Source organism: Verrucomicrobiia bacterium, assembly GCA_019634635.1.
In the GTDB taxonomy this organism is placed as follows: domain Bacteria; phylum Verrucomicrobiota; class Verrucomicrobiia; order Limisphaerales; family UBA9464; genus UBA9464.
Genome location: JAHCBB010000006.1, coordinates 62,540 through 77,894, shown reverse-complemented (window position 1 = coordinate 77,894; position 15,355 = coordinate 62,540). Strand labels below are relative to the sequence as shown.

At 66.9% G+C, this 15,355-nt stretch carries 10 protein-coding genes; 5 read left to right on the top strand and 5 right to left on the bottom strand.

From position 1 onward, the window contains the following. Positions 1-12: 12 nt before the first annotated feature. Together KF791_05865 and KF791_05860 are read right to left on the bottom strand one after the other, a co-directional pair. A complete protein-coding gene (locus KF791_05865) occupies positions 13-2,259 on the bottom strand; it encodes a molybdopterin-dependent oxidoreductase (protein MBX3732102.1) in 2,247 nt (748 codons plus the stop codon). 256 nt (positions 2,260-2,515) lie between these two features. Then, the gene (locus KF791_05860; protein ID MBX3732101.1) at positions 2,516-2,689 is read right to left on the bottom strand and encodes a hypothetical protein; all 174 of its coding nucleotides are present in this window, start codon (positions 2,687-2,689) and stop codon (positions 2,516-2,518) included. Between the two features lie 323 nt (positions 2,690-3,012). On the opposite strand from KF791_05860, the gene KF791_05855 reads away from it, so the two are divergent. Beyond that, positions 3,013-3,543, top strand: a complete 531-nt coding sequence (locus KF791_05855) for a hypothetical protein (protein MBX3732100.1) — start codon at positions 3,013-3,015, stop codon at positions 3,541-3,543. Here the strand turns inward: KF791_05855 and hisA are convergent. Continuing rightward, positions 3,486-4,304: a phosphoribosylformimino-5-aminoimidazole carboxamide ribotide isomerase gene (gene hisA / locus KF791_05850; protein MBX3732099.1), complete on the bottom strand. Its 819-nt coding sequence runs from the start codon at positions 4,302-4,304 to the stop codon at positions 3,486-3,488. The two genes, KF791_05855 and hisA, sit on opposite strands and share 58 nt — an antisense overlap. Positions 4,305-4,436: 132 nt before the next feature. Between hisA and KF791_05845 the strand changes: the two genes are divergently transcribed. Then, positions 4,437-4,811, top strand: coding sequence for a hypothetical protein (locus KF791_05845; GenBank protein MBX3732098.1), 375 nt, complete (start codon positions 4,437-4,439; stop codon positions 4,809-4,811). 18 nt (positions 4,812-4,829) lie between these two features. Continuing rightward, positions 4,830-5,642, top strand: a complete 813-nt coding sequence (locus tag KF791_05840; GenBank protein MBX3732097.1) for a chlorite dismutase family protein — start codon at positions 4,830-4,832, stop codon at positions 5,640-5,642. 16 nt (positions 5,643-5,658) lie between these two features. Here the strand turns inward: KF791_05840 and KF791_05835 are convergent, their stop codons facing one another. Together KF791_05835 and KF791_05830 are read right to left on the bottom strand one after the other, a co-directional pair. Next, positions 5,659-7,521: a CRTAC1 family protein gene (locus KF791_05835; GenBank protein ID MBX3732096.1), complete on the bottom strand. Its 1,863-nt coding sequence runs from the start codon at positions 7,519-7,521 to the stop codon at positions 5,659-5,661. Continuing rightward, on the bottom strand, positions 7,508-10,348 hold the full coding sequence (locus tag KF791_05830) for a hypothetical protein (protein ID MBX3732095.1): 2,841 nt from the start codon (positions 10,346-10,348) through the stop codon (positions 7,508-7,510). Before KF791_05830 ends, KF791_05835 begins: the two co-directional genes overlap by 14 nt. A 374-nt stretch (positions 10,349-10,722) precedes the next feature. Between KF791_05830 and KF791_05825 the strand changes: the two genes are divergently transcribed. Next, the gene (locus tag KF791_05825; protein MBX3732094.1) at positions 10,723-11,736 is read left to right on the top strand and encodes a bifunctional methionine sulfoxide reductase B/A protein; all 1,014 of its coding nucleotides are present in this window, start codon (positions 10,723-10,725) and stop codon (positions 11,734-11,736) included. Between the two features lie 114 nt (positions 11,737-11,850). Next, positions 11,851-15,348, top strand: coding sequence for a S8 family serine peptidase (locus KF791_05820; GenBank protein ID MBX3732093.1), 3,498 nt, complete (start codon positions 11,851-11,853; stop codon positions 15,346-15,348). Positions 15,349-15,355: the final 7 nt, after the last annotated feature.

The following is a 15,355-nucleotide window of genomic DNA, read 5'->3' as shown; positions in this document are numbered from 1 at the left end:
TCCCCTCTCCCTTCAGCCCCGGAGCACCCGGACGACCGCGTTGTAGTCGGGGACACCGCCGACGGCATCCACGCGACCGCGCGGGATGATCCCGTTGCCCTCGGGCCAGTGCACCTGAAGATTTCCCCGGGCAATGGGCACCGGAAAAACCACGCCCTCAAAACGGCCGGTCTGGTTCTCCAGCACCACCCGGTCGCCTGCCGCCAGGTGCAGCGCCCGGGCATCCTCGGGATTGATGAACACGGCATCCCGGGGCGCCCCGGTCAGCGGATCCACCCCATCATAAATCAGGGTGTTGAACTGCTTGCCGCGGCGTGTGGAAACGCGGAATTCCCCGAGGCCTTGCGGGGCTCCGGGCTGGGCGGCAGCCGGACCGGACCGCAACGTCCACCGCTCCCGCGGCGGGACGGCAACCGCCTTGAAGTGGGCCCGGCCGTCCGGAGTGGCGAACCGGCCGTCGTCGCACAACCGCGCCCCCCCCCACTGCACGGCATCGCCGGTGCGGGTCAACCGTTCGCATCCGGCATAGAACGGGACCACCCGGCTGATCTCCTCACGGATGGCCTGTCCGGAGTCGCAGCCCAACATTCCGGCCCGCTCCGGCCAGGCCGCTGCAGCGGCATCCCGCAGGATCCGCCACTCGGCGCGGGCCTCGCCAACCTGCCTTGGAATCTCGGGCGAAAACGCCACCCGCCGCTCGGTGGTGGTCTCGATTCCCCCGCCGTCCTGTTCATAACGGGTCTTGGCCGGCAGCAGCAGCACCTCCTCTCCGGGTTCCAGGAACATCTGATCCGTGAGCACAATGTCCTGGTGCACCCGGAAGGGCACGCGGGACAACGCCCGGGCGACGGCATCGGGCTCGGGCAGCGTGCGCAGGAAGTTGCCACCGACGCAGTAGAACACGTCCAATTCCCCGCGCCCGCACGCCTCGACCATGTCCACAGCCGTCATCCCGTCCCAGTCCGGGACGGGAAAACCATAGGCTGCGGACAGCCCGGCGCAGTTCGCCGCGGTGATGGGCTGGCCCCCGGGCAGCGCCGTCGAGTAGCATCCCATTTCAGCGCCACCCTGGACCGAACTGTGTCCACGGATGGGCATCAGCCCGTTCTTGGGACGTCCCACATAGCCCCGCGCCAGCCCCAGGTTCAGCACCATGGACACCCCGTCGCCGCCCGACGCGTGCTGGGTGATGCCCATGCTCCAGACCAGCACCGCATTCGTCGCTCCACGCAGCAGCGTGGCGAATTCCTCCATGGCCTCACGGGACAGTCCCGAAGCCGCCTCCAGATCCTCGATCCGCAAGGCATCGCACGCCGCCCGCAGCGCCTCCCAGCCCTCCGTGTGATCGCGGATGAATCCGGTCGCAATGCCGTCGCTGGCGATCAGCGCTTTGAGCACCCCGTAAAGGAACGCGATGTCCCCGCCCTGGGCGACCGGGAACCACCAGTCCACCAACCCGGTGCCAAACAGGGCGCTGCCGGCGGCGCTGGGAACCCAGTAACGCTTCATGCCGGGTTCGAGGTAGGGATTGACCATCACCACCCGGGTACCCAACCGCCGGGCCTCGTGCAGGTATTTGGTTGTCACGGGCTGGTCATTGGCCGGATTGGACCCGAAGAAGATGATCAAATCGGTGCCGTACCAGTCAGAGTAACTGCAGGTGCTGGCCGCGTACCCCAGCGCATGCTTCATTGCGCCGGTACTGGGCGCGTGACACAGCCGTGCGGCGTTGTCCACGTGGTTCGTCCCCAGGAACCGGGCCACCTTTTGGGCCACATAATAGACCTCGTTGGTGACTCCGCGGGCGGTGACGAAGAAGGCCATTCGGCGCGGATCGGCCCCCCGAAGGCGGTGTGCCATCCGCCGGTTGGCCTCCTCCCAGGAAATCCGCCGGAACCCGGGGTCCCCCCGCTCGCGCAGCATCGGGTGCCCAAGCCGTCCCAACTCCCGCAGTTGAGCATTGTCCCAGCCGGACAGGGCATCCCCCGACGCAACGGTCCGGCACTGACCCGGCACAGTCCGGGGTTCCCGGTGCAGTCGCGACTGCAGCGCCGTCAGGTCCGAGAGCATCGCGGGATCCAACGCCGGCATGGTGTTCAGCCGCAGCAGATTCAGCCGCGTCATGCACAGGTGCACCCCGTCAATCGTCCAATCATGCAGGCCGGCCACACCCAGGGCGCAGCCGTCGCAGACGCCCCGGCTCAGCACCTTCCACGCGTAGGGAAGGTTGTCGCGATTGCGCCAGGCGATCCGAAGCATGTCGCGGAAATGCTTCGGCTTGGTCTGGCCGAGGCCGAAGGGGATGAGCTGGCGCACACGCTCACCGAATCCTGACTCCACTCGATGGCTCACGGACCGAGGGTGGTGAAAAAGGGAGGCTGGGTCATGCGTTAGTTGCCGGGGAGTCCGCCTCGCGACCGGTCGGAGGGCCACGTTCCACGGGGCCCCCGACGGCCCGAACAACGCCGGCGCCCCACGCCCAGCGGCATCGCCGTCAACGACACCGCGACACCCGTCAACGCCGTTCGTTGAGCACCCACATCAGCGTCGCGATGCCCGCGGCGAAAATGGCCCCGGTGATCAAGGCCGCGATCAACTGCTGACGCCGCTTGCGCCGGTTGCTCCGTCCCTGTCCGGGCAGCAGATAATAGCGATGCTCCTCGGGATTTCGGGGTTTTCCAAACCACATGGTACGCTGACGCCCGGCGGTTATGCCGGAGAAGGCCCCCTCTGGCAACGGGACAGCCCACCCCGATGTCTGCCTTGACGCCATCTCCAAGGAACGGGCGCCCCATCAAGGGCGGCCCCACCCGCCTCGACGCATCCGTCGGCTGGGTGGCCCGCCGGCCCGCGCAACGTGCGATCCGGATCCCGAACGATCCAAACCCGCGGAATCCCCCTTCGGCGACTGCCGAGGGATCGCGCCGGATCGGCTCCATCCGGCCTGGGCCTCACCCACCTGACCGGCCGATTTGGGTTCGCTGTCCCGGGACACCATGATTCGATCCGGGCATGCGCATTGACGAATTGAGGGTCGGGATGGCGGTGATTCATCCGCAATATGGATCGGGAACGGTCAAGGCGGTCACCGAGCACGGATGCGAAGTGTTGTTCACGGATGGCCGCCGTCCGCTGGATCCAGAGGCGGCCGCTCTGGTGCCGGCCGAGGCGCAGGCTTCCTTGAACGGCCTTTCGATTCCCCTCGATATCCTCATCGGGCGCACGGTGGCCGCCCTCGCGGACCGGCTCGGGCTGGAGAAGCCCGACGCGGCAGTCCACGAACTGGCGCCCCGATGGAAAGGCGGACGCCTGGTCCTGCACCCAAGGGACCCCTCGCTCGCCGGCAAGGAGGTGGAGCTGGAACAGTTCTTCCACAAGATCGTCTTGGTTCGAAACAACCTCCGGGTGCTGGAACAGAAGATCAACGCCAGCGAGGTGCTGAGCAGTGCCGAGAAGTTTGACTGGCAGCAATATCTGACCCGCGTCTACGGGTCGCTCACCACGTTCAACCTGCTGTTCAAGGACAAGGAATCGCAATTCTGAGCGGCAAGTCTCCGGTTGAAGGCCACGGCATCCGCATAGCGCACCCCCGAGCCGCCAAAGAGGTCGAGGGCGCTGCCGATGGTCAGATCCACGCGGCCGCGGCCGAGTTCCTGGACACGTTCCAGGTCCTGAAGGGAGCTGGCGCCTCCGGCGTAAGTGACCGGCCGGGGCGACCAGTCGGCAAGAGACGCGACCAGACCGCCGTCAATCCCCTTGCAGAGCCCCTCAACATCCACCGCGTGCACCAGGAACTCCGCGCACGACCCGCCCAGCAGGGCAAAGACGTCCGGCCCGAGCGTCAGTGCGGTGGCCCGCTGCCAGCGGTCCGTCATCACGACATATCCCGCCTCGCACCGACGGCAGCTCAGGTCCAGCACAAGGCGGTCGCGTCCGACCTGCCGCACCAGCGTCGCCAGCCGGGCGTCGTCCAGACGGCCCTCCCGGAACACCCACGAGGTGACGATGACGTGGGAAGCCCCGGCATCGAGCCAGTCCCGCGCGTTGTCGGCGGTCACCCCGCCGCCGTATTGAAGGCCCCCTGGCCAGGCCCCCAACGCCTCGCGGGCCGCAGCGTCATTGCCCGGCCCCAGGGCGATCACATGCCCGCCCCGCAGGTCGTCGCGGCGGTACTGCGCGGCAAACCAGCCGGGAGGCTGCGGGGCGACGAAGCGGGTCTGGACGCCGGCACCGGTGTCGGAAAGCGTGGCGCCGATGATCTGGACGACGCGTCCCTCCCGCAGGTCAATGCACGGCCTGAACACGGTGGCAGCCTAGGCTGGACGGGGAAAAACCGCATTGGGAAACCGTCCCCGAATCGAGCGGCTGGTGAACGCGTTGTCCGGGCTTCGAGGAAAATTTCGTGAAATCCGTCCCGACGCGGACCAACCTCTGACGTGACCAAGCCGTTGGCCGTCGTCTTCCACGAAACACTCCTTCCGGGCAGCCAGATCGCCAACCGGTTGACCGACCTGGGCTGGCGCGTTCAGACCGTCACCGTCGCTGCCAGTGTCGTGGAGGTCCTCCGTCGCGAGAAACCGATGCTGCTGATCGCCGAACTGGCGCTCCGACACGGGGATTTCTGCGGGGTGATCGCGGAAATGAGGCGCGACGCGGATCTGGCCCACATTCCGGTGATCGGGTACACCCCGATGACGAACCGCAGGCTGCAGGACGACGCGGTCGCCGCGGGCGCCCGCATCGTGGCCGCAAACTCCGCGATTCTTGAACAGCTCCCGCAACTGCTGGAGCACGCCCTCGCCGTCGAATAGCCACATTCAGCCCCCCTCATGCCACTCCCTTCCATCCCGCTCGCTCAAGGTGTCCATGTCGCACATTTGTTCTTCCGTGTGGACCGGGCGCTCTGGCAGACCCTGCCCCCGGGGGCTGCCGCCGAGGCCCTGGCCCGTCTGGAGGCGGTCTGCAAGGAGAACCCGGGACCCGCCGCACCGCGGGTGATGACCTTCGCCAACGTCGGCGGCAAGGCGGATGCCGCCTTCCTCCTGTTTGCCGGCGAACTGCAACAGTTGAGCACGCTCCAACGCGCCGTGGAAACCGCGTTCCCCGCAGGCACCCTGCGGCCCGTCTACCAGTACCTGAGCGTCACGGAACTCCCCGAATACGTCGCGACCGACGACGACCTCCGGGCCATTCTTGCCCGCGAAGGGGTGACTCCGGGCACCCCCGGCTTCGAGGAGCGCTTCGAGGCCGCCCGACGGCGCAACGCCACCTACCAGCATGACCGGCTCCATCCGCAGATGCCGGACTGGGAAATCATGTGCTTCTACCCAATGAGCAAAAAGCGGGAGGGGCAGGACAATTGGTACCTGCTTGATTTCGAGACCCGCAAGCACCTGATGGCCGGCCATGCGAGGACCGGACGCAAATACGCCGGGCGGATCTCCCAGCTGATCACCGGCTCCTCGGGACTTGATGACTGGGAGTGGGGGGTGACGCTGATGGCGCATCAGCTCGATGCCGTGAAGGAGATCGTGTATGAGATGCGCTTCGACGAGGTCAGCGCGCGGTACGGGCAATTCGGCCCGTTCTACATCAATCTCCGCCTCGCCCCGGCCGACCTGTGGGCGCACCTCTACCTGTAGGCGTCCGGGGCCCGCTTCAGCGCGGCTCCTCGACGACCGTCAGCCGGTCCACAGCCACGTTGTCAAGCGTCTGGCGGCGTCCGCCAGGCCAGATGATTTCCACCCGGTCCACGGCGTCCACAGTGCCCAGCCCGAAGGTGACCGGGAGCTCGCTGGCACTCAGGTAGCTGCGGGTCGGGGTCACCTCGCGCCACTGGGTGTTGCCGCCCGCGCTCAGTACCACCCGCGCACCCACCGCGTCGCGGTTCGCCGACGTGCCCACCAACTTCAGGCGGACGAAGTGGTGCCCCAACGCCTGTTCGTTGCGCAGCAGCAACGGTGGCCCCGCCACCTGCGTGAACACCACGTCCAGATCACCGTCGCCATCAATGTCCGCAAATGCGCTGCCCCTCCCGACGATCGGGCGAAACAGGTCCGGTCCGGCGTCCTCCGGCGTCACGAGCTTGAAGCCCGCATCGCCGGCATTCCAGAAGAGCTGGGCGGGCTGTTCGTACCGCTGGCCGTTCTGCACCGTGGCGATCGCCTCCTCGAGATGGCCGTTGACGGTGAGCAAATCCGCGCGGCCATCGAGGTCGTAATCGAAGAAGAACACCCCGAACTTCAGCGGATCGCGGCTGGGTCCGCCGATACCCCAGGCGATCGCCTCGTCAAGAAAGGACACGCCCGGGGCGCCGGGCGGCAGGTCCTGGAGCACGTACAGCGCGGTCATCTCGTTCGCGAAGTTGCCAATCGCCAGCGCCAGCCGCCCGTCCGGCGTGAACCGGCACCCGTCAATGCCCATCGCGCCGCGCACGCTCCCATAGCTGTCGAAGGCGAACCCGCTCAGGGCGCCGACCTCCTCGAACGTGCCGTCACCCCGGTTGCGAAAAAGCAGGTTCTGAACGGTATCGTTGGCCACCGCGAGATCCATCCAGCCGTCGCCATCCAGGTCCACCGGGAACACTCCGAGCGTCTTGGCCATGGGCACGCCGGTGGATGCGTTTTTCACCTGGACGCCCGCCGCCGCCGAGATGTCGGTGAAGCGTCCATTTCCTTCGTTCCGGTAAAGCCGCGGGAAGGCCCCCTGGAAGTTCATCGGCGGGCCATAGGCCCGGTGCGTGCCATCGAGCGTGTAGCCCACGTCGGCATCAATTTCGCGCGACCACCGGATGTAGTTCCCCACAAACAAGTCCAGGTCACCGTCGTTGTCGAAGTCGAAAAATGCAGCCGCGGTGCTCCAGTCCGCAGGGTCCCCCCCGACCCCTGCCGTGGTGGTGACATCGGTGAACCGCCCCCCCCCCTCATTGCGAAACAGACGCGCCCCGCCCACGGTGGTCAGGAGCACATCGGTCCGCCCGTCATTGTCATAGTCACCCGTCGCCACCCCCATGCCGTACAACGGCACGTCAAGACCCGAGCCCGCGGTGATGTCGGTGAACCCTCCCCTGCCATCGTTGCGGTACAGCGCGGCGGTGGGTGCGGCGCGTCCCTCCGGCGTCCGGCCCGGCCAGTCGGTGGCGTTCACAAAGAGCAGGTCGGCATGCCCGTCGCCGTCGGCGTCAAAAAACGCGACCCCGCCCCCCATCGTCTCCGGCAGCAGCTTTTCCCCAAGTGCCCCGTTGGCATGACGGAACGTGATGCCCGCACCGGACGTGATGTCCCGGAACCGGGCCTTCGGAACGGGCGCCGACGGCACCGCCGCGGCTGCGGGCGCCGCCAGTTGGGTCATCCGGGTCACGACCACCGGCTTCCTCAGGCGCACGGTCAGCCACAGCACCGCGCCGGCCGCCAGGAGGATCACCAGCACCGCGGCGGACCAGCGGACCGCGCGGCCGACGACGGCATCGTCGGCCGCCACCAACTCCTCGGGATCGTTGGATGGAGGCTCAGCGGGATTCATGGGCGTCGCGTTGGAGGTTGTAGATGACGATGGCCTGCGAGGCATGGTCCGCCGCCGGGTTGCGGAGCCGCGCCGCCGCGACCGCCCGGTCCCGGGCGTTGTCGTCCACACGATACTTCTCGTGCAGCGCCCGGTGCTCCGCGGCACGCACCGCGTCTCCGAGCTGGGAGTACAGCAGCATGAGGTTGTGGTGCGCGGTGACATTCTCCGGATCCAGGGTGAGCGTGGCCTCGAACCGGTCCACGGCGGCCTGCAGGAACCCGCGCTGACGCTCCTTGTCCGACCGCTCCCGCTTGGCCCGCTCGTACAGGGTCTGGCCCAGCTCGTTGATCACCTCGTAATCCCGGCTGAAATCGAAACCCCGCCGCTCCAGCTCGGGGTAACGGTCCTCCAGGATGCTCGTGAACTCCGCAATGGCCTGGTCGAGGTGTCCGTTCTGCTTGTTCACCAGTCCGTTGAGCCAGGCAATGGTCCACCGGTTGCCGGGCGGGTCGAACCGCGAGGCGTCGTTGGCCCGCTGCAGCGCGGCCACCGCATCGCCCAGCCGGCCCTCCTTGAAGTACACCCGCGCCAGGTTCAGCGGGCCGTCCGCACGCCCCAGCGCCTCCACCTCTGCAAACGCCAGCGCCGCCTGAACCAGCTCCCCCTTTTCGCTGCCCTTTTCCCCCTTGAGGAAGAGTCCGATGCCATAATCGTTCCACCGCTGCCAGGCCGGAATTTTCGACTCGGGATTCGATCCCTCCGCCGGGAGCCCGCCCTCGATCTCAAACGTGATCCGGTCGGAGGCCAGGGTGGTGATGGGCAGGGTGTTGGTGACTTGGAACGGCGCTCCGGCCCGGTAGTCGGCGCCGTACACGTAATTCATGTAGATGGTGTCGAACTTTCGGTACTGCACCCGGACGTCCACGGTGACCGGCGTCCGCTGATCCTCGGGAACCGTGAAGCGGTAGTGCAGCACCGCGGCGGCCCCGGGAGGAATCTGGTTGTTGTACAGCGGGGTGAAAATGTCCTGGGGGTTTCGCCGGTCTATCCGGTTCCCGTCGCGGTCCAGCAGGTACACATTGAGAAAATGCGCCCAGGGATCCACCTCGCCGTGCGGCCCCTGCGCCCCGCTGCGCCCCAGTTCGCGTCCGTCGGCCGCGGTGACCGCCACGTCGGCCCAAAGCTCGTTGGAATCCACGGTGCCCTGCGTCAGCGGATGCCCCAGCTGCAGCGTCCGGACCACGGCCTCGAGCAGGTAGGTCTGCCCGGGCCGCAGCTTCGGCACCTGCGGCCGCAGCGGGGCGGTCAGCGCCCCGTCAATCGTGCCCCCCTCCTTCACCCCGAAGAGGTCCACCCGGATGCAGCCCTCCAGAAATTCCTGGTGGCGACGGACGGTCTCGGGGGAGTCGAGCAGAGCGGCAAGCCCGGTGTTCGCGCCCACAAACAGGTGATCGTGCAAGGCCCGGTAGGTATTGGTTCCAAACACCCGGGCCCCGAACTCCTCCGACCGCTGGGGCGGCATGTGGCATTCCGCGCAGTTCAGCCGCGCCTTCTCCGGGTAATAGAAACTCCGGGCGCTGACGCCGGACACACCGCTCAGCAGGAAGGTGTCGTAATGGTTCTGGCCGCGCAGAAACTCCTTGTAGTGATTGACCGCAAACGGGATGCCCACCTTGTGGCAGGTGCCGCAGAACTCGGCGGAGCGGTGGAGCGGCTTGAGAAACGTCTGCTTGTGGAAATCCGGCTTGGACTTCACAAGCTGCTTGTTCAGAAAGAACAGGAAGGAGTTGGTCGGTTCGAAGGCGAACGGGTAGTGGATCGGCTCCTCGATGGTGAAGTTGGCGTTGCCGATCGGGCCCTTGTGGGCGCCCTCCAGGCTGACGATCGAGTGGCAGACCGTGCAGGAGATGCCGGCCAGCGCCGTCGGGTGGTTGGTCATGTCAAACTTCGGATCGTCGAAGGCCCCGCTGAAAAACGGCACGGGATCGTGGCAGCCGGCGCACCAGCGGGAGGCCTGCACGCTGCCGTCGCGTTGCAACGCCTCCTGCCGGGTCTCGCTGACCGAGAAGAGATAGAGGGGATTGTTGAACGAGCTGAAGTGATGGGCGGAGTGAAACCACGACTGGTACGAGTCGGGATGGCACTGCAGGCAGTACTCATTGTTCATCAGCGTCGCCGCCGGAATGAAGTTGCCGCTGGCGGTCCGCGCACTGGACGGATGGAAGTATTGCTCCCCCTCGGGCGGTGCCTTCACGTGCCATTGCCTCGGGTCATGACGGTGCAGGGCCACCATGCCCGCCACCACGACCCCGACGGCCCCAGCCCAGGCAAGTCCCACGCGCCACCGGATACGGGGCCCCGCAAGCCGGTGCAGGACGTACAGCCAGACACACAGCAGCGGCGTGATGACATGGGCCCAATAGCTCACCGAGCGCAGCCCGGGATCGCGCAACTCGAACCCCTCGATCCGCATGAGCGCCACGCCGCTGAACAACAGCACCAGGGCCGCAATGAACAGGGCATAACCGACGCGGACGGCCCGGCGATTCGGCCGGTCGTGGGCGTTTCGAATATGGAGGACACCAAAGACGATGACCGGCACGACGATCAGGAGTCCGAGCGCCAGGTGGGCCAGAAATTGGAACTGATAGAAGTAGTTCTCGTAGGAGACGCCGCGGTCGCGCTCCAGCCAGTTCAGGAGAGTAATGCTGCTGAGATAGACCGAATTGGCCCCAAGCAGCGCGAACAGACCGAAAATCCCCAGAAGCAGGATCCTCAGGCGCGGTCCGACGGCGCGGACGTAGCGTTTGCGTCCCGAGGCCGGGGTTTCTCCGGGGGTGTTCATGGCAACCGGATGCAAGCAGACCACCCAAATCCGCAAAGTGACAAGCGGGTCCGGGGTGAACCGCCGGAACTTTGGGGTGAAATGGCATCCGGGCACCGCGCCGACGGGCGGAACACGCCCGTCTCCAGCTCCGCGGACCGGCAGATGGGCGGTTCCGTCACGACGGCAATCCGGGGAATTCCCCGGAGCCCGCCCATCGGACCGCGCAACCCCGGCTTGCGCACGGGTGCGTTCCCGGCTTCCTTGATGCCGAAGGTCCGACCGCAACCGTCATGAGATCCCGATCCGTTTTCGCTGGCGTCGCCGCTGCGGCCGTGGTGTTCACCCTCATCATCGTCGCCAGTCGTCCCGGCTCGGGATCCAGTCGCATCCGGATGTCCCCCGCCCCGTCCCCATCCCTCTCCCCCTCCATGAGCGAATCCCAAACCCCCGAGGCCTCCGACCTGCGCCGCCGGCTGACCGCGGAGCAGTTCTACGTCACCCAACAGTGTGGCACCGAACCCCCCTTCAGGAATGCCTACTGGGATCACAAGCGGCCGGGCATCTACGTGGACGTCGTGTCCGGCGAAGCCCTTTTCAGTTCCCTGGACAAGTTCGACTCCGGCACAGGCTGGCCGAGCTTCACCCGACCGGTCGCGGGCACCGGGATCGTCGAACGCGAGGACCGGGAGCACGGCATGGTGCGGACCGAGGTGCGATCGCAACAGGCCGACTCGCACCTCGGGCACGTCTTCGATGACGGGCCGGGTCCCGGGGGATTGCGCTACTGCATCAATTCCGCCGCATTGCGCTTCGTGCCGGTTGAGCAGATGGCGTCCGAAGGGTACGGCCACCTGCTGGGACCGTTTGTCCAGGCGGGCCTGGTGACGGCCGGAACCGCCGCGGATGCCGCTTTGGCCCGGCCGCCGGAAACCGCCGTGCTCGCCGGCGGCTGTTTCTGGGGCATGGAGGAAATCCTTCGGAAGGTTCCCGGCGTTCTCAGGACGCGGGTCGGGTACACGGGCGGCAGCACCGCAAATCCGACCTACCAGGAGGTCTGCTCCGGCCGGACCGGGCATGCCGAAGCCATTGAAATTACGTTCGATCCGGATCAAGTCACCTACGAAACCCTGCTGGACCACTTTTTCCGCATGCATGATCCGACCACCCTCAATCGCCAGCACAACGATGTCGGCACGCAGTACCGCTCGGCGATCTTTGTCACGTCGGAGACGCAGCGCGAGACCGCGGAACGCGTGAAGGCGACGTTCAACAGCTCGGGACGCTTCCGCCGGCCCATCGTGACCGAGATCACCACCGCCCGAGTTTTTTTTCCCGCCGAGGACCACCACCAAGGTTACCTCGTCAAGAATCCCGGCGGCTACAACTGCCACGTGCTGCTGGATTGACGAAGCCGGCTTGGAAACGCCCGGCATCGTGCCGGACCACCCCAGAATGGCAGGCCTGTGACTTGAATGACGGTGCCTTCATCGGCAGGCTGAGCGGTTCGCCGAAGGATCCGGATGAAGCGATGGGCATGGATTGGGTTGGCGGCTGTCCTGACGGCGTTCGGAAGGCTTGGGGCCGCCCCGGACGTTCCCGTCGTCGAGGAGTCCTGGGTGTTGCTCCTGCAGGATCCGCCGCTGGCGGCGACAGTGGTGGGAAGACTGGGCCGGGCGGTCGCCACGGGAACCCCCGAGGAGCAGCGGGCACGGCTCAAGGGGCGGCAGGATGCCGTCGCGGCGGCGGTGGAGCAACTGGGGGGCACGGTAACGGACCGCTTTGACACCCTGTTGAACGCCCTGGTGGTGCGCATCCCTCCCGGGCGCCTCGAGGCGCTCCGGAAGCTTCCGGGCATCCGATCCGTCAGCCGCGAACGTCAATTCCGGCCGGCATTGAACACCAGCCTTCCGTTCATTGGGGCGCGCCAGGTCTGGGGATCTGGCACGGCCGGGAGCACCGGACGCGGCGTCCGCATTGGCATCGTGGACAGCGGCATTGACTACCTCCACGCGGCATTCGGCGGCGCCGGCGATCCCGACGCCTACACCAACAACGATCCCACACGGATCGAGCCGGGAACATTTCCGACCGCAAAGGTCTCCGGCGGTCACGATTTTGTTGGGGACGACTACGACAGCGGCGGGGTGCATGGATCCACGATTCCCCAACCGGACCCCGATCCCTTGGATCCGGCAGCCAACGGGCACGGCACTCACGTGGCGGCCATCGCGGCCGGCGTGGGTGTGTTGGCCGGGGGCGCGGCCTATGGCGGACCCTACACGGCTGATCTCGACCTCACCGCATTTTCAATGGGTCCCGGAGTGGCTCCCGAAGCCGAACTTCACGCCTACAAGGTCTTCGGAAAGGGTGGTACCACCGCGTTCGCAATCCTTGTCCAGGCCCTTGAACGGACCCTGGACCCGAATCAGGACGGGCGGTTCGACGACCGGATGGACGTCGTCAATCTGTCGCTCGGGGCCGCTTTTGGGGATGGAGATGCCTCGGCACCGGAAATCGAGGCGGTCAACCGGCTCAGCCAGCTTGGGGTGGTGGTGGTCGTTGCAGCCGGGAACGACGGCAACACACGGTTCATCTGCGGATCGCCGGGCATCGCCTCCCGGGCCATCACCGTGGCCAATTCCATTGATGACGGAGCCTCCTTCATCGGCGTCCGCGTCAGCGCCCCACCGGAAGTGGCCGGGGAGTATTCCGCCGTGGAGGCCCGGTTCACCCCGCCTCTTGCGTCGCTGGAACCTGTCACCGCCCCGGTCGCCCTCGCCGAACCTTCGATCGCCTGCGAACCGCTCGACAACGCCGGAGCCCTCGACGGCCGGATCGCGCTGATGGACCGCGGCGGTTGCTTCTTCGTGGACAAGATTCGAAGGGCCGAGGCCGCCGGCGCCCGGGGTGCGGTCGTCATCAACAACGTGGACGGGCCGCCCTTCGAAATGGGCGGCCAGGGCGACACGACCGACATCCGCATCCCCGCCGTGATGATTTCGCGTGAGGACGGCGACCGGCTGCGGGACGCGCTCGCCGAAGGGGTGATCCTGACCCTCGCCGCCTTCGACGCGATGACCCGGCCGGACCTTGCGGACCAGCTGAGCGAAACTTCCTCCCGTGGCCCCAGTTCCGTGGATGCCCGGCTGAAGCCTGATCTTGCAGCCCCGGGAACCGGCATCCTTTCAGCCAGGGCGGGCAGCGGTTCGGACCGGACCAGCTTGTCCGGGACTTCGATGGCCGCCCCGCACGTGGCCGGCAGCGCCGCCCTGCTTCGGGGACGGCATCCGGACTGGTCTGCCGAGGACATCAAGGCCGCCCTGATGAACACGGCCCTTCCCATCGGACTGCCCGGGGGATCTCCCTACCCGGTGACGAGAATCGGCGCCGGCCGGGTCCAGGTGGTGCCCGCACTCGAAACGCTGCTGACCGTCACGACGGAGTCTTCGGGGGGAGAGGTCGCGATGACCTTCGGTTCACTGCGGGTGTCCCAGCCCGATTCCCAGATCCGCGAACTGCGGGTGGTCCATCGGGGTCCGGACACGGTCTCCATCAGGGTTGCCGTCACGCAGGATTTCCACACCCCCGGTATTGCGCTCGTTCCCCTGACGAAGTCGCTTGAACTTGGACCGCAGGAGTCGCGGATGGTGACGATGCGCCTCGACGTCGTTCCACAGGACCTGCCCCCGCCGCTGGATCCATCCGGTCCCCTGCTCGTCGGGGGCCGGCCGCGCCTGGTTTGCGGTGAAGCCGGAGGTCGCGTCGAACTGGACACGGGCAACGGAATTCTTCGGATTCCATGGCACGTAATGGTCCAGGCCACCGCCTCCCACCGTTCCACGACCCGAACGGTGGGACTGCCACCCACCGCCGCCGTGACCGTCCCCCTCGCCACCCGCGGCGCGTCCGCCCATCCGCGTCCGCTGGTTTCGGTGCTGCGCCCCGGATTTCACAGCATGCCCGGACCGGATTCCCCGGGCCATCTCAAGGCCGTGGGCGTCGCCTCGGACTTCCGGACCGCCGTCCATCCCGACGGGGCACGGCTGATGTTCGGAATCGCGACGGAGGGGCCGTGGCTCACCCCGCAGCACCACCTGCTGAGCCTGGAGGTGGAAGTGGACACCGATGACGACGGCCTCGCGAATTTCGTGCTGCTGAATGCCAGCGGCGGCAATCTGCTGGCTCAAAGCCTCGAGCCCCGATTCGCCAACGACGCGCTGATGACCCTCGTGCTGGATGCCTCGCGGACCGGGACGGTCCTCGCCCCGGGCGACCTTCTGAATCTGCTCGACCCTGAATTCCGCGACACCGCGCCCTTCGGAAACCGCGTCGCCTTGCTCTCCGCCCCCATCAGCGCCCTGGAGCTTGGCACCGACCACACCCGGTTCCGGTATCGGGCCATCGCGACCAGCCGTTCCGACGGCGTGCGAACCGAAACGCCATGGGTGGACCACGACTTCGCGCATCCGGTGTTGGATGCCACGGCCGATGGGCTGCTGGGCACCCCGTTTTTCGACGCCGGGCGCGATCTGCGTGTCGTCGCGTTCCCGGATGAGGCCCGGCATCAGGGATACGGCCGCGAGCGGCCTTTGGAGGTCTTGGTGCTCCATCAACACGCGGACGGATCGGATCCGGTGGAACGAGTGACGCTCGATCTGGACGATCCCGACACCGACGGTGACGGCCTGCCGGACCTCTGGGAACTGGAATGGTTTGGGGACCTGGAAGCCACGGCCGACGGCGATGAGGATCAGGACGGCATCGCGAACCTGTCGGAATACCTTGCGGGAAGTCACCCGGCGGAAATCCGGCTGTCGCCCCCGGATGACGGGACGCTCACGTTGCGGTGGAGTGCGCCAACCGGGCGCCCCTGTCGTCTGGAGCGCGCGCTCCGCCTGGAGGGCCCCTTCGAGACCCTGCACCGGGAAATCCCGACGGTCCCAGGCTTCCTCGAGTTCGAGGATCCCGGAATGCCTCCGGATTCCGGGGTGGTCTATTACCGGGTGGTCGCCGAATAGTTCCGGA

Excerpts from the sequence above, each read along its gene's own strand:
- KF791_05865 (MBX3732102.1), bottom strand. The coding sequence starts at position 2,259 with ATGCTTCGGATCGCCTGGCGCAATCGCGACAACCTTCCCTACGCGTGG.
- KF791_05860 (MBX3732101.1), bottom strand. The coding sequence starts at position 2,689 with ATGTGGTTTGGAAAACCCCGAAATCCCGAGGAGCATCGCTATTATCTG.
- KF791_05855 (MBX3732100.1), top strand. The coding sequence starts at position 3,013 with ATGCGCATTGACGAATTGAGGGTCGGGATGGCGGTGATTCATCCGCAA.
- KF791_05840 (MBX3732097.1), top strand. The coding sequence starts at position 4,830 with ATGCCACTCCCTTCCATCCCGCTCGCTCAAGGTGTCCATGTCGCACAT.
- KF791_05835 (MBX3732096.1), bottom strand. The coding sequence starts at position 7,521 with ATGAATCCCGCTGAGCCTCCATCCAACGATCCCGAGGAGTTGGTGGCG.
- KF791_05830 (MBX3732095.1), bottom strand. The coding sequence starts at position 10,348 with ATGAACACCCCCGGAGAAACCCCGGCCTCGGGACGCAAACGCTACGTC.
- KF791_05825 (MBX3732094.1), top strand. The coding sequence starts at position 10,723 with ATGTCCCCCGCCCCGTCCCCATCCCTCTCCCCCTCCATGAGCGAATCC.
- KF791_05820 (MBX3732093.1), top strand. The coding sequence starts at position 11,851 with ATGAAGCGATGGGCATGGATTGGGTTGGCGGCTGTCCTGACGGCGTTC.